The following is a 19,069-nucleotide window of genomic DNA, read 5'->3' as shown; positions in this document are numbered from 1 at the left end:
TCATGATTAGTAAATTAGTAACAAAAATCGTTGGTACTCGAAATGACCGTACCATCAAAAAAATGCGCAAAGTAGTGAATACTATTAATGCGCTAGAGCCTGAATACGAAAAGTTGTCTGCTGAAGAAATTAAAGCTAAGGCGGGCGAATTTAGGGAGCGCTTGGAAAAAGGCGAAACGCTTGAAGCGATTCTTCCAGAAGCTTTTGCTGTGGTGCGCGAAGCATCAAAGCGAGTATTTGAAATGCGCCATTTTGATGTGCAAATGTTGGGCGGCATGGTGCTCAATGACAACAAAATTGCTGAAATGCGCACCGGTGAAGGTAAAACGCTTACCGCTACATTGCCTGCTTACCTTAATGGTGTAACTGGTAAAGGTGTTCACGTGATTACCGTGAATGACTACCTAGCCCAGCGTGATGCTGATTGGAACCGCCCTTTATTCGAATACTTAGGTTTAAGTGTTGCAGTAAATATTTCTGGGATGGACCATGAGGCTAAAAATGCCGCTTACGCAGCTGACATTACTTATGGCACAAATAACGAGTTTGGCTTCGATTACTTACGCGACAACATGGCATTTGCGCCAGAGCAACGGGTACAGCGTCCGCTAAATTACGCAGTTGTGGATGAAGTGGATTCGATTTTAATTGATGAAGCGCGAACCCCTCTAATTATTTCTGGCCCTGCTGAAGATAGCTCTGAGCTTTATAAACAGATTAACGATGTTATTCCGCTATTGGTTCGCCAAGAGGAAGAAGACACCGAAGAGCAAATAGGTGATGGTCACTTCACCCTAGATGAGAAAAACAAACAGGTTCATTTAACAGAAAACGGTCAGATTTTTGTTGAAGAAACCTTGCAACAGCGCGGTATGTTGGAAGAAGGTGATTCACTTTATAACGCTGCTAACATTAGCTTGCTGCATCACGTTAATGCTGGTTTGCGAGCGCATACTTTGTTCGAGCGCAATGTTGATTACATTGTTAGTGAAACCAATGAGATTGTTATTGTTGATGAGCACACCGGCCGTACTATGCCAGGGCGTCGTTGGTCTGAAGGCTTACACCAAGCTGTTGAAGCTAAAGAAGGTGTGCCAATTCAAAACGAAAACCAAACGCTGGCGTCTATTACCTTCCAGAACTACTTCCGTTTATACGACAAGCTTTCAGGCATGACTGGTACTGCGGATACTGAAGCTTTTGAATTTCAATCAATTTATGGCTTAGACACAGTAGTTGTGCCGACTAACAAGCCAATGGTACGTGATGACCAAGGCGATTTGGTTTATCTGACTGCAGAAGAAAAATACCAAGCGATTATCAACGATATTCGCGAGTGTGTGAAAGCAGAGCGTCCAGTGCTAGTGGGTACTGTGTCGATTGAAAATTCAGAACTGCTATCTAACATTCTAAAGAAAGAAAAAATTAAGCATAACGTGCTTAATGCCAAGTTCCATGAAAAAGAAGCCGACATTGTTGCTGAAGCCGGCGTGGCTGGCGCCGTGACGATTGCTACCAACATGGCGGGACGTGGTACCGATATTGTGTTGGGTGGTAACTTACAAGTAGAAATAAATGCTCTAGGCGAAAACCCAACAGAGCAGCAATTAGCTGAAGTTAAGCAAAAATGGCAACAGCGCCACGATGCAGTATTAGCAGCAGGTGGTTTGCATATTATTGGTACCGAGCGTCATGAGTCACGCCGTATCGATAATCAGCTACGTGGTCGTGCTGGTCGTCAAGGTGATGCCGGTTCAACCCGCTTCTATCTCTCTATGGAAGATAGCTTAATGCGCATATTTGCGTCTGACCGTGTTACTGGCATGATGAAGAAGCTAGGCATGGAGGAAGGCGAAGCTATCGAGCACCCTTGGGTAACTCGTGCCATCGAAAATGCACAGCGTAAAGTTGAAGGCCGTAACTTCGACGTACGTAAGTCATTACTTGAGTTTGATGACGTGGCGAATGATCAACGCAAAGTGGTCTACGAGCAGCGTAATGACTTAATGGATAGCGATAGCATTTCAGAAACCATTGAAGTGATTCGTGAAGATGTTTATTCATCGGTTATTGATGAATACATTCCACCACAATCTCTTGAAGAAATGTGGCAAGTTAGCGAGCTAGAGCAGCGCTTGAAGAGTGATTTTGGCTTAAATCTTCCTATTCAGCAGTGGTTGGATGAAGATGACAAATTACACGAAGACAAGCTTCGCGAAAAAATTATCGAAGCTGCTGTCGCTGACTACCAAGAAAAAATTGATAAAGTTGGTGCAGATGCGATTAAACAGTTTGAAAAATCGGTGATGTTGCAAACCTTAGATCAACTTTGGAAAGAGCATCTAGCGGCGATGGACCATCTACGCCAAGGTATTCACTTACGCGGTTACGCTCAGAAGAACCCTAAGCAAGAATACAAGCGTGAGTCTTACGAGTTATTTACCCAAATGCTAGAGGCGCTAAAACTTGATGTAGTGAGTATTTTGAGCCGTGTGCAAGTACAAGCGCCTGAAGAAGTTGAGGCAATGGAAGCAAAACGTCGTGAAGCCGAGCAGCGCGCGATGCAATTCCGCCAGCAACAAGCTGCACAGCAAGCTGATGAGCAAGCAAGCGAAGCGGGTAAGACCGTTATTCGTGAAGGGCAAAAAGTAGGGCGGAACGATCCTTGTCCTTGTGGCTCAGGTAAAAAGTACAAACAATGTCATGGTAAGCTTTCTTAAGGCTTAGTTTGGCACCAAAAAAGGAGAGCTTACGCTCTCCTTTTTTATCAACTCAAGGAGTACTCAGTGAAGGTTGTAAATGTAGCTGTCGGTGTAATTGTTAAAGGCGAAGAGATCTTACTTAGCCTACGTAACCCGCAACAGCATCAAGGCGGAAAATGGGAATTCCCCGGCGGTAAAGTTGAGGCTGGAGAGTCAACAGTGAACGCTTTAGCGAGAGAATTGCGAGAGGAGCTGCTGATTAACATTGATAAAACTAGCTGTAAGCCTCTTATTCGCGTTGAGCACGACTATGGCGATAAAAAGGTATGTTTAGATGTTTATACACTTACTCGCTTTGAGGGTGAGCCTCAGGGCGCTGAACAACAAGAGATTCGTTGGGTAAGCAGAGCCGAGTTAGCGAACTTGGAATTCCCAGATGCAAATGAGCCTATTCTGGCGCAAATTCTTAAACCCGACTTTCTATCCTAAGTTTAAAATTCCCAGCTGTCGGGCTTGTCTTCATCTTCTTGCAGATTTTGCCCGGCTATGTATTTTTCTTCGTTGGCCCATTCGCCAAGATCGATCAGTTTGCAGCGTTCACTACAAAAGGGTCTAAATTCACTAGTTGGCTGCCAAACGACTTCGGCGCTGCAGGTAGGGCATTTTACGGTGGCTTGATTTTTAGTTTTCATTAAGCAATTTTACAACAATAGAGTCGGCAAGGAATGTCTTCAATTTCTTGGTTTAAAGCACTGATGAATTTGATGGCGAAGCGGTGCTTGTGGCCACTCACCGTTGGGTAACATTGATATTCGGTATCTACTTCAATTCGTAACAAGCCACAATCGGCGGCCACCCCCTGATAAAACCCTTTGTGAGCCATCACTTCAATATCACTGTGCTGTTCTCTAAGCAGTTTAAGCAAATGACTAATTGCTTGTGCGACTAACTGAAAAGGGCCTAACCATTGCTGTACTTGTTGATTAATCTGCGCTTGGGGCTGATTCAGCCACAAGTGCAAATAGGGGAGGTCGAAGCTACTGTTGCCACCGGGTAAACACAAGCGCTGGCGAATGCTGGCTAATAGACGGTCGTTTTTTAAGTGGTCGGATACCCGTGCATGTTTAGAAATAGCAGCAATTAACGTTTTTACTTGTAAAAGTAACTCTTCAATCTTGCTGGTATCTACATTGGGCATAGAGGCCCAATGGTCGAGTTTTTCCGCTTGTTTAGCTAAATCTTTGAGAAGATCTGCCCGCCATTCACAACGTTCCAATACCTCAGATACTTCAAACAGTACCCGAAAGAATTGTTGTTGCTGTAAGGGATGTTGCAGTGCCTTAGATAGCATTAGTTGTTCGAACAATTGCTCTAAGCGTAAGTAATTACGTACTTTTTCGTTTAAAGGGTGCTCAAAGATCAATGCGGTCATAGCGGTTCAAATTCACAGCTTTTTAGGAAGTATCTAAACTAGTGTAACCATTGAACAATCAACTGTCATGGCTTTTGGCTATATCCAGGTAGAATTGGTGTAAATCAGCCACCTTTCGTTTGAGGTTAGTTAGGTCACTGTTATTTTCGATAACATCGTCTGCAGCTTGTAGTTTTAGCTCTCGATTCATTTGTGCGTCAACAATTTGTTGCGCTTGATGTAACTCGACGCCATCACGTGCCGTAGTTCGGCTGAGTTGAATATCAACAGGTACGTCTACAACCAAAACGCGGTCAACTAGCGGATGCAGCTTGTTTTCTAACAATAGCGGCGCAACCAGTATCTTGTATGCGCCCTTAGCTTGTTCAAGTTGGCACAGCATTTCTTGTCGAATTAAGGGATGTAATAGCTCGTTTAGCCATTCTTTCTGATGTGGTTGCGCAAAGACAATCTCACGCAGTTTACTGCGGTTTAAAGAGCCGTCAGTGAGCAAAATTGATTGACCGAAATGCTCGGATATTTTGCCTAGGGCAGGTTGATTAGGTTCTACCACCTGACGAGCAACAATGTCAGCGTCTATAACCTTAATACCAAACTCTTCGAATAGTTTTGATACTTGGCTTTTACCGCTAGCAATACCGCCTGTTAAGCCGATTATCACGATGCAAAACCTAGGTATGAGAAATACCAAGTATGAATCACTTCACCAAAAAACAAGTAGCAAGCGCCACCTAAAGCTAGGTACGGGCCAAAAGGAATGGCTTGCCCTTGTTTATTTTTACCAAGCACAATCAGGCCAATACCAATAAGCGCGCCAGCAAAGGAAGAGAGTAAAATGGTTAATGGCAGGGCTTGCCAACCAAACCAAGCCCCAATCATTGCTAGCAGTTTAAAGTCACCATAGCCCATGCCTTCTTTTCCGGTTAATAGCTTAAATAGCCAAAACAGGCTCCACAAAAAGCCATAACCAATAGCTGCACCCAATACGGCGTCATGTAGGCTAACGAAACCTGAATCTAAATTTATCAGCAAGCCTAGCCATAAGGTGGGCAAAGTAAGCTGATCAGGCAAATACATGGTGTCCAAATCGATAAGAGTTAGACAGAGCAATATAATGCAAAACAAGCTTGCAAATACAAAGGGTAAAGTAAGGCCAAACTGCCACCAACAGGTCAGGGTTAATCCTGCTGATGCAAGCTCAACCATAGGGTAGCGGATGCTAATGGGGTTACTACAGTTAGCACACTTGCCGCGAAGGACAAGCCAGCTAATCACAGGTATATTTTGCCAGGCGGTAATTAAGCTATTGCACTTAGGGCAGGCCGAGCGTGGCAGCATCAGGTTATACACTTCTTGCTCTGAGGGGGGCTCTGACTTCAACTCTTCAGACAAGAAACTGCGGCATTCATTTTTCCATTGTCGCTCTAACATGATGGGCAAGCGATGAATCACTACATTGAGAAAGGAGCCTACGCATAGGGCGATTACAAGGCAGAAACCCAGCGCAGTGGCTGGGTATAGTTCAATAAAACTAAGCATGTTTAGCTAACAACTGATCCGAGTTTAAAGATAGGTAAGTACATGGCGATCACCATACCACCAACTAGCACACCAAGCACAGCCATAATTAGAGGCTCAATTAAACTGGTTAAGCCGTCGACTGCATCATCAACCTGTTGTTCATAAATGTTGGCCACCTTATCTAACATGCTATCAAGTGAACCGGACTCCTCACCAATCATCACCATTTGCGTCACCATGTCTGGAAATAAATCCACAGTACGCATGGCCACGTTCATTTGCATACCGCCAGTAACCTCAATTCTAATCGCATCTACGGCATTTCGATAGACTACGTTACCTGATGCACCAGAGGCTGACTTTAAGGCATCAATCAGTGGGATACCGGCTGCAAAGGTAGTGGACAAGGTGCGAGCAAAGCGTGCCATTGCTGCTTTATGCAAAATAGGATTAATCACTGGAATCTTAAGAATAAATCTATCGGTAGCATCCTTTACCGCTTGGGAGCGCCGAAAGGCTTGCACATAGCCATAACCAAGCGCGAATATGCCACCAAAAATATAGGGCCAATAATCTTGTAAGAAGCGTGATATACCAATTACAAACTGGGTGAAGGCAGGTAACTCCGCACCAAAGCCTGCAAAAATTTCTTCGAACTGAGGAATCACAAATAACAGCAGAATAGTAGTAACGATAATGGCTACAATGATCACCGAAACTGGGTAGAACATGGCTTTTTTAATTTTTGATTTCAGCGCCTCTGCTTTTTCTTTGTATATTGCTACACGGTCATAAATGGTTTCTAAAGCACCACTTTGCTCACCCGCTTCAATTAAATCGCAGTAAAGTTGATCAAAATACAAAGGGTGTTTGCGTAGCGTTTCAGATAGTGCAGTGCCGGATTCAACTTCGGCGGCAATTTCGCCAATTAGCTCGCGCATGGCAGGCTTTTCTACGCTTTTGGATATGATGTTGAAACTTTGAACTAAGGGTACGCCAGCCTGAAGCATGGTGGCAATTTGCCGAGATACCACGGCAATGTCCATGGGCTGGATTTTGTTGCCCATTTTAGAAAGAAAGCTTTCAGTTTTCTTTCTAATTTTGGTAACCGTAATGCCTTGGCGTTTTAGCTCTGCTTTAACTTGGCTAATGCTTTCCGCTTGATACTCGCCGCTAACTTTAGCGCCTTTGCGGTTAACTCCACTCCAGGTGTAAGCATTTATTTTTTTAACTTCAATTTTTCGTTTGCTGGTAGTACTTGCGGTAGCCATAACATCCTTGCTAAGAAAATACGCTCATAGCGACAATAAAGTAATTACTTAAATTTATCAGATCTTTAGTGACAGAGAAGAAAACACTTATACATTTGTGACCCGCTCTACCTCTGTAAGACTAGTTACGCCTAAACGGGCTTTTTCTAAAGCTGACATACGAAGGGAATACATGCCTTCTGCCACTGCTTGTTCAGCGATTTCAATAGAGTTGCCTTCGGCCATGATTATCTTTGATATCTTGCTGCTCATTGGCATGACTTCATAAATACCTACTCGCCCCTTATAACCTCCAGTGCATTCATCGCAACCTACTGGCTCATACAATTTAACTCCGGCATCAATTTGTGCTTGGGAAAAACCAATCTGGGGAAGTAATTCTGCCTCAAGCATCTTAGGCTTCTTGCATTTTTCACATAAACGTCTAGCCAGTCGTTGAGCAATAATCAAACTTACCGAAGAGGCAATATTAAAGGCGGGCACGCCCATATTAAGTAAACGGGTTAGCGTTTCTGCAGCAGAATTGGTGTGCAAGGTAGATAATACCAAGTGACCGGTTTGAGCCGCTTTAATGGATATCTCGGCTGTTTCTAAGTCCCGAATCTCACCCACCATTACAATATCGGGATCTTGACGAAGAAAGGCACGCAAAGCGCTAGCGAAGGTCATACCGGCTTTGTTATTGATTTGTACTTGATTAACCCCGGGTAAGTTAATTTCCACTGGGTCTTCCGCGGTTGAAATATTCGTTTCAACTGTATTTAAAATATTTAAACCAGTATATAGCGAAACAGTTTTACCTGAGCCGGTGGGGCCGGTCACTAGAATCATGCCTTGTGGGCGAGCGAGAGCATCTAAGTAAAGCTTTTTCTGCTTGTCGTCGTAACCCAGAATATCAATGTTTAAGTTGGCAGCAGAGGAATCAAGAATACGAATTACGATCTTCTCTCCCCACATGGTGGGAAGGGAGTTAACCCGCATATCAATGGCTTTATTGCGGCCAGTTTTTAGTTTAATGCGGCCATCTTGCGGCAAGCGGCGCTCGGCTATATCCATGCGCGCCATTACTTTAAGGCGAGCAGAAAAGCGGTTAGCTAAATTAATTGGAGGGCTGGCAATTTCATGCAAAATACCGTCGATGCGAAAGCGGATCCGGTACTTGTGCTCGTAAGGTTCAAAATGTAAATCTGATGCACCGCGGCGAATGGAGTCCATTAATATCTTATTAATGTAAACAACAATCGGTGCGTCATCTTCTTTTTCGTTTTGCTTTTCGTCTAAACGCGAGCTTTCGTCACTAACCTCTAAATCGCTTATATCCTCGTCGGAGATATCGCCAATCTCTAAGTCCGAACCATCGCTAACTAAAGCTTGAATAGCTTTTACTAGTTTGGTTTCTTCAACGAGCAAAGCTTCGACATGCAGTCCAAAACTAAAACCAAAATCTTCTAGGGCGGTGACATTACTAGGGTCAGCCATAGCAACATAAAGAGTTTGGTTTTGGCTATAAACTGGTAATACGTGATGTTTGAATATTAATTTTTCGTTGAGGAAATTCTGAGGTATTTCACTAAGTTCTATCGCATCCAAATCTAATAATGGAATGCCAAACTGAGCCTCACAATAATCTGCAAGTTCTTTGCTAGAAATGAATTTATTTTCAACAATAACAGTAGTAAATGCGGTTTGCTCTTGAATACTACGTTTGTAGAGCTCAATGAGCTTATCTTCTTTTTCTGGAAAAGAAACGGCCAAGCTTGATGCTAGGCCGTTTAATATTGAACTCATATTATTAACAAAGTGCTGAGTCAGCACAAGTAGTGGTCCAAGTTACTCCGCCATTGGCAACAGTACCATTCAATCTATAAGTATCTGTTGTAGCAAACCCATTACTAGCAGTAGGGCTTACAATAACCACAGGATTTGTGTCGGTACTACCTGTAAATAATACTGAATTGACAGAGGCTAGGCCTGCCGCCGCAGAAGCTGCGCTTGTAACTCGAGCTGAAGTTGTGCATCCAGTGACATCAGTTTGAACACAAACTTCTATAGCAGTTTTCACACCAGATGCGGCAGAGATTACCTCGGCGAATCTAGCTCGCTTGGTATAATCTTGATAAGCAGGCAGTGCTACTGCAGCTAAGATAGCCACAATCGCTACTACGATCATCAATTCAATTAGAGTAAAACCGCCTTGTTTTTTCGCGGCTTGAAGGTTTTGGATGGTTTTCATTGCGTCTTTCCTTTACACAAGTTTTTGAAGTTATTTATTTACCGTTGTTTTTATCAGAGCTGCATTGAAACAACTTTTAATTCAGTAACATCCCTGATACCACGGTGCTATAAATGTGATTCTCATTAAAGCACACGTGACATATAAGTATAGTGATTATTGTAAAAAGGCAATAAAATCGTGATCTTAGCAGCACTTATAAAAATCGCGCTGTACAAAATTTTGTACAGCTTAATGTTAGCATTAACATAAACTATGCGACAAATCGCATACTTAGGTCTAAGGCCTTGACATGTTTGGTCAAAGCGCCCACCGAAATGAAGTCCACGCCGGTTTCTGCATATTGGCGAATAGTACTTAAGGTCATATTGCCGGAGGCTTCTAATTTTGCTCTGCCTTGGTTAAGTGCTACAGCTTGTTTCATTAAATCTACCGAGAAGTTGTCTAACATCACTACATCGCAGTTAGCAGCCAAGGCTTGTTCTAATTCTTCTAGATTCTCTACTTCTACTTCAACCTTTTTACCAGGCGAAAGCTGGCGGGCTTTATCTATGGCGGCTTTAATGCCACCGCAAGCCATAATGTGGTTTTCTTTAATTAAGAATGCGTCGTGCAGGCCAAAGCGGTGATTAGTGCCTGCGCCACAAGTTACCGCATATTTAGAGGCGTGACGTAAGCCGGGTAGGGTTTTACGGGTATCCAATAACTTACAATTGGTCCCTTCCAGTAAAGCCATGTATTCGGCTACTTGGGTAGCAATGCCCGACAAGGTTTGAATAAAGTTTAGCGCCGAGCGCTCGCCGGTAAGTAGAATACGTGCAGGGCCAGTTAAGTAACATAAGGCTTGATCTTCAACTACTTTGTCGCCGTCTGCTACCAGCCACTCTATCTCTACTTGCTCGCCTAGTTGCCTAAATACCTCATCGGCAAAAGCTTTTCCTGCGAAGGTTGCGCTTTCACGGCTGATGATTTTTGCTTTGCTAATTTGTTGTTCTGGAATAAGTGCAGCGGTAATGTCTAGTTGCGGGTCTAGTTGTCCTAAATCTTCAATTAAAGCGGCGCGTACATTGGCCCGTAGTTGTTCGGCGTTCATGCATCGTATCTCTGATGGTTTGCAGGAGGAGACAGTATTTAAAGGCTGTCACTTAAGTGTGGCGCATTTTAGCGCAGAAGTTCAGTACTTGCATGGTCAAATAAGCTGTTTATGCTAGACAATAGTTATTGGCTTGGTTGGAAAGCTAAACTATATGCTTTTATGGAGTAGCTCTTGCAAATAAAACAACATCGATTGACTGGCGTTAAGTGGCTAGAAAGTGAGTTCTATAATCAGCGGCCTAAGGCTGAGATTAGTTTGCTGGTTATCCACTGTATTAGCCTGCCAGAAGGCTGTTTTGGCTTACCGCATATAGATGAATTGTTTTGTGGAAAGCTTGATTGTAACGCGGAACCAAGCTTTAACGACTTGCAAGGTTTAGAAGTATCAGCTCATTTAATGATAAACCGCAGTGGCGAAGTGACTCAGTATGTCGACTTCGATAAACGAGCTTGGCATGCGGGGGTATCTAGCTTTGAAGGTCGAGAAGGGTGTAATGATTATTCCATTGGCATCGAGTTGGAAGGTACCGACCATACTGAATATACCAAGCAGCAATACCAAAGTTTAATTAAGGTAAGTCAATTATTGCTGCGCCAATATCCTAAACTCACTAAACAACGTATTGTCGCGCATAGCGATATAGCGCCCGGCAGAAAAACTGATCCTGGTGAATATTTTGATTGGTCTGTTTATTTAGAAGCGCTTTGAAGTCACTTGGTTTGCTTGGGTAATTAGCTTATTATTTAAAGGTCGCCTGATGTTTATGGAGCAAAATCAGTAACATGTCTCTTATTTCCTTACTGCTTGCATTGAGTTTAGAACGCGCTCGTCGCATTGGTGCTAGCTGGTGGTGGCAACATGTTTTTCATTGGTGGCTACAGCGCTTTGATCGCGTTTCAGCGATTTGGCAGATTGCTATGGCAGTGGTGTTACCCACTCTATTGATTGCGTGGCTACAAGTAAGCATCAGTGGCTTGCTATTTGGCTTAACAAATCTTGCACTATGGATCTTTATCCCTTTACTCACACTAGGCTGTCCTCCAATTCAGCAAGGCTATCGAGACTACCTACGTGCTGCTGCTAGTGGCGACGAACAGGCCTGTAGTGACTTTAATCAGCAACTGCTAAAACAAATTCATCCCCTGCATCAGGTGAGTGAGCAGGAGTCGATTGCCCTTACCACCGGTACCCAATTAATGTGGCTGAATTACCGTTACTATTTTGCGGTGATTTTCTTTTATGTATTGGCTGGGCCGGCTGGTGCAATTTTCTATGGTTGTAGCCGGGGTTTGCACTTGCATAAAAGTACCGAGGTGCAGGCTTTGGAGCCTACGGTTAACAACTTTATGCATTATCTTGATTGGCTACCCTCTCGTTTAGCCAGTTTGTGTTATTTGGCGGTTGGCAATACCAGCGAAGCACTACCTATTTGGTTACACGCTTTGCGTGATACCAAGCACAGCAATGGTTATTGGTTGGCGAAAGTAGCAGTGGCAGCAGAGCTTTCAGAGCAAGAAAGTGAACATGAAATGTTGTGTGTAGCAACCACTTGCCGATTTGTTAGCTTAGCCAAGCGCGGCATTATGCTGGCTATTGCGATTATTGCTATTTTAACCATTGCTGGCTGGCTTATTTAGGCCGCTGCTCAGCGGCTTCTTGTTTTCATCTATTTTTACATAATCTTGTAAAATCCTTTCTCCTTGTTACATTTGCCCGATCTTGTGCACAAAAAAAGGTCTGACCAATTATATTTGTCGTACAAAAGACTTTACTTATTTTGCGATAAGTGCTGGCTAAATTGATGTGGGTCAATTTTTCTGGACAGCGTGTTTCTGATTTGTTAATTTGCTGCGTGTAAATTGGTATTACCAATATTAAGTGCAACGGAAACTAATGAGCTACCAACGAATTAAGCCACCTAAACTCGCTGATGTTATTGCAAAGCAATTAGAGCGAATGATCTTAGAAGGAAGTTTACCGCCGGGTGAACGCTTACCTGCTGAGCGCGAGTTGGCCAAACAATTCGATGTATCACGCCCATCATTGCGCGAAGCGATTCAGCAACTTGAAGCAAAAGGTCTAGTTGTAAGGCGCCAAGGCGGCGGCACTTATGTGCAACAAAAGCTGCGTGAAGCGCTAACCGATCCGCTGTTTAATTTATTGTCCAATCATGATGAAAGCCAACTAGACTTGTTGGAGTTTCGTCATGCGGTAGAAGGCATCTCGGCTTACTACGCGGCACTGCGTGGCACCGAGGCTGATTTAGAAAAAGTGCAAGCCAGTCATGAACGGATTGAACTTGCACAACAAGACGGCGATACCATTAGTGAAGCAAAAGCCGTTTTACGTTTTTATGAAGCCATTACTGAGGCGTCACACAACTTAGTATTGTTTCATTTAATTAGAGGTTTGAGTCCATTGTTAGAAAAAAACATCATGGACAATTTTCAGGTGTTGTATACGCGTCCTAATGTGGCAGACAAAATCCGCCATCATCGGTCACTTATGTTACAAGCCATTCTCGATGGTAAGCCTGATGACGCCAGAGAAGCCTCACACAAGCATTTAGCGTTTATTGAAGAGACGCTGTTACAAATCGAACGAGAAGAAAGCCGAGTTGAGCGTTCTAATCGCCGTTTAAAACAATTGAAAGTGTAACCCAAAAGCTGCGTTGCAGTGGTTTGGAAACTATTAATAACTGATAAGGAAACAGCCATGTCAGAGGTACTGAAGCATGATGTTGACTCACTAGAAACTCGTGAGTGGATAGACGCCATTGAATCTGTGATCCGTGAAGAAGGCGTTGAACGTGCCCAGTTCTTGTTGGAGCAGGTCATCGCTAACGCGGGCATAGATGGACTCGCTGGCCCTGGTGGGTCAATCACTAGTGATTACATCAACACCATTTCGGTGGCAGAACAACCTGAATACCCGGGTGACAGCGCAATAGAGCGTCGTATTCGTTCAATTATTCGCTGGAATGCGATTATGATTGTATTGCGTGCCTCTAAAAAGGACCTCGACTTAGGTGGCCACATGGCTTCTTACCAGTCTTCTGCAGCATTTTACGAAGTGTGTTTTAACCACTTCTTTAAAGCGCGTAATGAAAAAGATGGTGGCGATTTAGTTTATTACCAAGGTCATATCTCTCCTGGTATTTATGCTCGTGCCTTTGTTGAAGGCCGTTTAACCGCAGAGCAACTAGACAGTTTCCGCCAAGAGGTAGACGGTAAAGGCTTAAGCTCTTACCCACACCCTAAGTTAATGCCTGAGTTCTGGCAGTTCCCAACAGTATCTATGGGTCTTGGTCCAATTTCTGCCATTTATCAAGCTCGCTTCCTTAAGTACTTAACCGGTCGTGGCTTAAAAGATTGTTCTGGCCAACGTGTATACGCCTTCCTTGGTGACGGCGAAATGGACGAGCCGGAATCACGTGGCGCTATTTCTTTCGCAGCGCGTGAGAAATTAGATAACTTATGTTTCCTTATCAACTGTAACTTGCAGCGCCTAGACGGCCCGGTTATGGGCAACGGCAAAATCATTCAAGAGCTAGAAGGCCTATTTAAAGGCGCTGGCTGGAATGTGATTAAAGTGGTTTGGGGCAGCGAGTGGGATAGCCTACTAAGCAAAGATAGCTCAGGTAAGTTGTTGCAACTGATGAACGAAACAGTTGATGGCGATTACCAAACCTTTAAGTCTAAGTACGGTGCTTACGTGCGTGAACACTTCTTTGGTAAGTACAGTGAAACGGCTGACTTAGTTAAAGATATGTCTGATGATGAAATTTTTGCTCTACGTCGCGGTGGTCACGATCCAGTTAAGCTTTACGCAGCTTTTGATAAAGCACGCAAAACCTCTGGCGCTCCAACAGTAATTCTTGCTAAAACCGTTAAAGGTTATGGTATGGGTGAAGCGGCTCAAGGTAAAAACATTGCTCACCAGGTTAAGAAAATGGACATGACTCATGTAGAGCAGTTCCGTGACCGCTTGGGTGTAGATGTTAGTGATGAAGCGTTACCTAGCTTGCCGTACATTGAACTTAAGCCGGGTACACCAGAGCACGATTACTTGCATGCTCGCCGTAAAGAGCTAGCCGGTTACACGCCATCGCGTTTACCTAACTTCACTCAAGAGTTAGCGATTCCAGAACTAAGCGAATTTGATGCGCTATTAGGCGAGCAAAAACGTGATATTTCAACCACTATGGCTTATGTTCGCGCCTTAAATGTAATGCTTAAAAACAAAGGCATTGGTAAAAACGTAGTGCCAATTATTGCCGATGAAGCACGTACTTTTGGTATGGAAGGTTTGTTCCGCCAAATTGGTATCTACAACCCAAGTGGCCAAACTTACACTCCGCAGGATAGAGAGCAAGTGTCTTACTACAAAGAAGATACTAGCGGTCAGGTATTGCAAGAAGGTATTAACGAATTAGGTGCTATGAGTTCGTGGGTAGCGGCTGCTACTTCGTACAGCACTAACGACGTGCCAATGATTCCATTCTACATCTACTACTCTATGTTTGGTTTCCAACGTGTGGGTGATATGTGTTGGATGGCGGGTGACCAACAAGCGCGTGGTTTCCTATTAGGTGCTACGGCAGGTCGTACTACGCTAAACGGCGAAGGTTTGCAGCACGAAGATGGCCATAGCCTAATTTTGGCTAACACCATCCCTAACTGTATTTCTTACGATCCAAGCTTTGCTTTTGAAGTTGCGGTAATTCTGCAAGATGGTTTACGCCGCATGTACGGTGACCAAGAGAATGTTTACTACTACTTAACCTTAATGAACGAAAACTACCATCAACCAGCTATGCCAGCAGGCGCTGAAGAAGGTATTCGTAAGGGTATTTACAAGTTTGAAGAAAACAAAGGTGCTAAAGGCCAAGTTCAGTTACTAGGTTCGGGCACCATCATGCAGCAAGTATTGAAAGCAGCCAAAGTATTGAGCGAAGAGTACGACATTGCATCTGACGTATTTAGCGTAACGTCTTTCAACGAGCTAACCCGTGAAGGTCAAGCCGTTGAGCGTGCCAACATGTTAAACCCAGAAAGCGAAGCGCAAGTGGCCTACATCACTGAGGCGCTAACTGACGCACCAACTATTGCTGCGACCGATTACATGAAGCAATACGCAGAGCAAGTTCGCGCTTATGTACCAGGTAGCTACAAAGTATTGGGTACTGATGGCTTTGGCCGTAGTGATAGTCGTGAGAACTTGCGTCGTCACTTTGAAGTAAATGCTGACTACATCGTAGTAGCTGCACTTACTGAGCTAGCTAAAGCTGGCACTTTAGATAAGAAAGTTGTGAGCGAAGCGATTGCAAAATACGACATCGACACTAACAAAACTAACCCTCTCTACGCGTAAGGGCGAATAGCTATGAGTATTGAAATTTTTGTACCAGATATTGGCGCTGATGAAGTAGAAGTGACCGAGATCCTTGTTGAAGTTGGCGATAGCGTAGAATTAGAGCAATCGTTAATTTCGGTAGAAGGCGACAAAGCGGCAATGGAAGTTCCGGCTTCTCAAGCTGGCGTTGTAAAAGAAATTAAAGTAGCGGTAGGTGACAGTGTAGCCACCAACGCATTGATTATGATCTTTGAAGCTGAAGGCGCAGCCGAGCAACCAGCGGCAGCTCCGGTAGAAGCCGCTGCTCCTGCAGCAAGTTCAGTTGAACTGGTTCATGTGCCAGATATTGGTGATGATGAAGTTGAAGTGACCGAAGTAGCAGTAAGTGTTGGCGATATAATTGAAGCTGAGCAAACGCTTATTTCGGTTGAAGGCGACAAAGCGGCAATGGAAGTACCAGCGCCATTTGCTGGCACGGTTAAAGCCATTAGCATTGCAGTAGGCGATAAAGTGTCTACTGGTACGCTAATTATGGAATTTGAAGTTGCTGGTTCTGCACCTGCTGCGCCTGTGGCAGAGGCTCCAGCGGCTGCTCCTGCAGCTTCGCAGCTTCAAGAAGTTAACATTCCTGATATTGGCGATGATGAAGTTGAAGTGACTGAAGTTGCAGTTTCCGTTGGCGATAGCGTAGAGCTAGAGCAAATGCTTATCTCTGTTGAAGGTGATAAAGCGGCAATGGAAGTTCCTGCACCTTTCGCTGGTGTAGTGAAAGAGCTTAAAGTAGCTGTTGGCGATAAAGTTAAGACTGGCTCGCTGATCATGGTGTTTGAAGTAACTTCTGCAGCACCTGCTGTCAGCGCTCCGGCTGAAGCTCCAAAACCAGCTGCAGCACCTGCACCAGCAAGTAAGCCTGCTAGTGCACCAGCTAAATCGGGTGAGTTCGTAGAGAATAGTGCTTATGTACATGCCTCTCCAGTAATTCGCCGTTTAGCACGTGAGTTTGGTGTTGATTTAGCCAAAGTTAAAGGTTCGGGCCGTAAAGGGCGTATCGTAAAAGAAGACGTTCAAGCTTACGTTAAGCAAGCGGTTAAAGTTCTAGAGTCTGGTGCTAGCGCCGGTGGCTCAGGAATGGACGTAGCAGCATGGCCAAGCATTGATTACTCTAAGTTTGGTGAAGTGGAAGAAGTGCCACTATCACGCATTCAGAAAATCTCTGGTCCAGCACTGCACCGTAACTGGGTGAAAATCCCTCACGTTACTCAGTTTGACGAAGCCGACATTTCAGAAATGGAAGCTTTCCGTAAAGAACAAAACGTGATCGCTGAGAAGCAACAGTTAGGCTTTAAGATCACGCCGCTAGTATTCATGCTAAAAGCCGCAGCTAAAACTTTAGAGAGCATGCCTAAGTTTAACTCGGCACTGTCTGACGATGGCAATAGCCTCATCATGAAGAAGTACATCCATATCGGTATCGCTGTAGATACGCCAAATGGCTTGGTTGTACCGGTAGTGCGTGATGTGAATAAGAAAGGCATTTATCAGCTTTCTGAAGAGTTGGTAGAAATTTCTAAGAAAGCACGTGCTGGTAAGCTTACTGCCTCAGACATGCAGGGTGGTTGTTTCACTATTTCTAGCCTTGGCGGTATTGGTGGTACCCAGTTTACACCTATCGTAAATGCTCCAGAGGTAGCCATTTTGGGTGTTTCGCGCAGTGAGATGAAACCAAAATGGAACGGCAAAGATTTTGTACCGAAGCTAATGTTGCCATTGGCACTGTCTTACGATCACCGAGTGATTGATGGGGCCGACGGCGCGAGATTTATCTCAACCTTAAGTGGCTTGTTGGGCGACATTCGCCGACTAGTACTTTAGTAATAAGAGCTGGGTGTTTATCACCCAGCTCTTCTTTTTTATACCGATTAACCGTAAACTCAGTTTAGCTGCATGGTTGACACTTTTACCCTACAGCAGCTTTACAACATAACAATACCAAGAGGTCATCAATGAGTAAGGAAATCAAGACCCAGGTGGTAGTACTGGGTGCAGGCCCTGCAGGTTATTCTGCTGCCTTCCGTGCTGCCGATTTAGGTTTGGAAACAGTAATTGTAGAACGCTACGCCACCCTCGGCGGAGTATGTTTGAATGTGGGGTGTATCCCATCAAAAGCTTTGTTGCATGTAGCTAAAGTGATTGAAGAAGCAAAATCACTGGCTGAGCACGGCATTGTGTTTGGTGAGCCACAAACCGACATTAATAAAATCCGTACCTGGAAAGAGAAAGTAATCAGTCAGTTGACTGGTGGCCTCGATGGTATGGCTAAAATGCGTAAAGTTAAAGTAGTACAAGGCTTAGGTAAGTTTACCGGCGCTAACTCACTAGAAGTAACTGGTGATGATGGCGAAGCCACTACTATTAACTTTGACAACGCAATTATTGCAGCGGGTTCTCGCCCAGTTAAATTACCGTTTATTCCACACAATGACCCACGTGTATGGGATTCAACTGACGCACTAGAGCTTAAAGAAGTTCCTGGTAAGTTGTTAGTATTAGGTGGCGGTATCATTGGCCTAGAAATGGGTACAGTATACGGTGCACTTGGCAGTGAGATTGACGTTGTAGAATTTGCTGACCAACTTGTACCAGCAGCTGATAAAGATGTTGTTCGCGCTTATACCAAAAAAGTGAAAGACAAATTCAACATCATGCTTGAAACCAAAGTGGTAGCAGTTGAGTCGAAAACAGACGGCTTATACGTAACCTACGAAGGTAAGCAGGCACCACATGAGCCAGTACGTTACGACGCAGTATTGGTTGCGGTAGGTCGTGTACCAAATGGCTTAGGTTTAGATGCTGAGAAAGCTGGTATAGAAGTGACTGAGCGCGGCTTTATTGAAGTTGATAAGCAGCTTCGTACTAACGTTCCTCACATCCATGCTATTGGCGACATCGTAGGGCAACCTATGTTGGCACACAAAGGGGTGCATGAAGGCCACGTAGCGGCAGAAGTTATCTCTGGTAAGAAACACTTCTTCGATCCTAAAGTGATCCCTTCGATTGCTTACACCGAGCCAGAGATGGCATGGGTAGGTCTAACCGAGAAAGAAGCTAAAGCACAAGGCATTAACTACGAAGCCTCAGTATTCCCTTGGGCTGCTTCGGGCCGTGCAATTGCATCAGACTGTCCAGATGGCATGACTAAGATGATCTTTGATAAAGAGTCTGGTCGAGTAATTGGTGGTGCGGTAGTAGGTACCAACGGCGGTGAATTGTTAGGTGAAATTGGCTTAGCGATTGAGATGGGTTGTGATGCTGAAGACATCGCGTTAACCATTCACGCTCACCCAACCTTACATGAATCGGTTGGCTTGGCTGCAGAGATTTTTGAAGGAAGCATTACCGACCTTCCAAATGCGAAAGCCAAGAAAAAGAAAAAATAGACTGAATTAGTCTAAAAAACTA

At 44.2% G+C, this 19,069-nt stretch carries 16 protein-coding genes; 8 read left to right on the top strand and 8 right to left on the bottom strand.

Annotated features, from left to right (window positions below):
• Positions 1-2: 2 nt before the first annotated feature.
• The gene (gene secA / locus OV592_RS18105) at positions 3-2,720 is read left to right on the top strand and encodes a preprotein translocase subunit SecA (protein WP_016400792.1); all 2,718 of its coding nucleotides are present in this window, start codon (positions 3-5) and stop codon (positions 2,718-2,720) included.
• Between the two features lie 66 nt (positions 2,721-2,786).
• Complete coding sequence (gene mutT, locus OV592_RS18100) at positions 2,787-3,191, top strand: 8-oxo-dGTP diphosphatase MutT (RefSeq protein ID WP_406609560.1); 405 nt, start codon at positions 2,787-2,789, stop codon at positions 3,189-3,191.
• 2 nt (positions 3,192-3,193) lie between these two features.
• Here mutT and yacG read toward each other — a convergent pair whose 3' ends face one another.
• The 8 genes from yacG to nadC all read right to left on the bottom strand — a co-directional run bounded on the left by yacG (position 3,194) and on the right by nadC (position 10,252).
• Positions 3,194-3,394: a DNA gyrase inhibitor YacG gene (gene yacG / locus OV592_RS18095; RefSeq protein WP_406609559.1), complete on the bottom strand. Its 201-nt coding sequence runs from the start codon at positions 3,392-3,394 to the stop codon at positions 3,194-3,196.
• Positions 3,394-4,134 (bottom strand): cell division protein ZapD, encoded by a 741-nt coding sequence (gene zapD / locus OV592_RS18090; protein ID WP_406609558.1) that lies wholly within the window; start codon positions 4,132-4,134, stop codon positions 3,394-3,396. The genes yacG and zapD overlap by 1 nt, the downstream gene beginning before the upstream one ends.
• A 58-nt stretch (positions 4,135-4,192) precedes the next feature.
• Positions 4,193-4,795: a dephospho-CoA kinase gene (gene coaE, locus OV592_RS18085; RefSeq protein WP_406609557.1), complete on the bottom strand. Its 603-nt coding sequence runs from the start codon at positions 4,793-4,795 to the stop codon at positions 4,193-4,195.
• Positions 4,792-5,673 carry a prepilin peptidase gene (locus tag OV592_RS18080; protein ID WP_406609556.1) on the bottom strand — a complete coding sequence of 294 codons (882 nt, stop codon included), beginning with the start codon at positions 5,671-5,673 and terminating at the stop codon, positions 4,792-4,794. Before OV592_RS18080 ends, coaE begins: the two co-directional genes overlap by 4 nt.
• Before the next feature lie 2 nt (positions 5,674-5,675).
• Positions 5,676-6,926 (bottom strand): type II secretion system F family protein, encoded by a 1,251-nt coding sequence (locus tag OV592_RS18075; protein WP_406609555.1) that lies wholly within the window; start codon positions 6,924-6,926, stop codon positions 5,676-5,678.
• 87 nt (positions 6,927-7,013) lie between these two features.
• Positions 7,014-8,714, bottom strand: coding sequence for a type IV-A pilus assembly ATPase PilB (pilB, locus tag OV592_RS18070; RefSeq protein ID WP_406609554.1), 1,701 nt, complete (start codon positions 8,712-8,714; stop codon positions 7,014-7,016).
• A gap of 4 nt (positions 8,715-8,718) precedes the next feature.
• Complete coding sequence (locus OV592_RS18065; protein WP_406609553.1) at positions 8,719-9,159, bottom strand: prepilin-type N-terminal cleavage/methylation domain-containing protein; 441 nt, start codon at positions 9,157-9,159, stop codon at positions 8,719-8,721.
• 253 nt (positions 9,160-9,412) lie between these two features.
• Positions 9,413-10,252 (bottom strand): carboxylating nicotinate-nucleotide diphosphorylase, encoded by an 840-nt coding sequence (gene nadC, locus OV592_RS18060; protein WP_406609552.1) that lies wholly within the window; start codon positions 10,250-10,252, stop codon positions 9,413-9,415.
• Between the two features lie 174 nt (positions 10,253-10,426).
• On the opposite strand from nadC, the gene ampD reads away from it, so the two are divergent.
• From ampD to lpdA, 6 genes are all read left to right on the top strand, one after another.
• Positions 10,427-10,963: a 1,6-anhydro-N-acetylmuramyl-L-alanine amidase AmpD gene (gene ampD, locus OV592_RS18055; protein ID WP_406609551.1), complete on the top strand. Its 537-nt coding sequence runs from the start codon at positions 10,427-10,429 to the stop codon at positions 10,961-10,963.
• 74 nt (positions 10,964-11,037) lie between these two features.
• Positions 11,038-11,892 carry a beta-lactamase regulator AmpE gene (gene ampE / locus OV592_RS18050; protein ID WP_406609550.1) on the top strand — a complete coding sequence of 285 codons (855 nt, stop codon included), beginning with the start codon at positions 11,038-11,040 and terminating at the stop codon, positions 11,890-11,892.
• 256 nt (positions 11,893-12,148) lie between these two features.
• A complete protein-coding gene (pdhR, locus tag OV592_RS18045; protein ID WP_016400804.1) occupies positions 12,149-12,913 on the top strand; it encodes a pyruvate dehydrogenase complex transcriptional repressor PdhR in 765 nt (254 codons plus the stop codon).
• 57 nt (positions 12,914-12,970) lie between these two features.
• Positions 12,971-15,628 (top strand): pyruvate dehydrogenase (acetyl-transferring), homodimeric type, encoded by a 2,658-nt coding sequence (gene aceE / locus OV592_RS18040; protein ID WP_016400805.1) that lies wholly within the window; start codon positions 12,971-12,973, stop codon positions 15,626-15,628.
• 12 nt (positions 15,629-15,640) lie between these two features.
• A complete protein-coding gene (aceF, locus tag OV592_RS18035) occupies positions 15,641-17,482 on the top strand; it encodes a pyruvate dehydrogenase complex dihydrolipoyllysine-residue acetyltransferase (RefSeq protein ID WP_406609549.1) in 1,842 nt (613 codons plus the stop codon).
• Between the two features lie 131 nt (positions 17,483-17,613).
• Positions 17,614-19,047 carry a dihydrolipoyl dehydrogenase gene (gene lpdA, locus OV592_RS18030; protein WP_220720298.1) on the top strand — a complete coding sequence of 478 codons (1,434 nt, stop codon included), beginning with the start codon at positions 17,614-17,616 and terminating at the stop codon, positions 19,045-19,047.
• The last annotated feature ends 22 nt before the right edge of the window (positions 19,048-19,069 follow it).

Source organism: Agarivorans sp. JK6 (assembly GCF_045277145.1).
Lineage (GTDB): Bacteria > Pseudomonadota > Gammaproteobacteria > Enterobacterales > Celerinatantimonadaceae > Agarivorans > Agarivorans albus.
The sequence above is the reverse complement of the archived record's forward strand: the minus strand, read 5'-3'. Positions and strand labels throughout refer to the sequence as shown.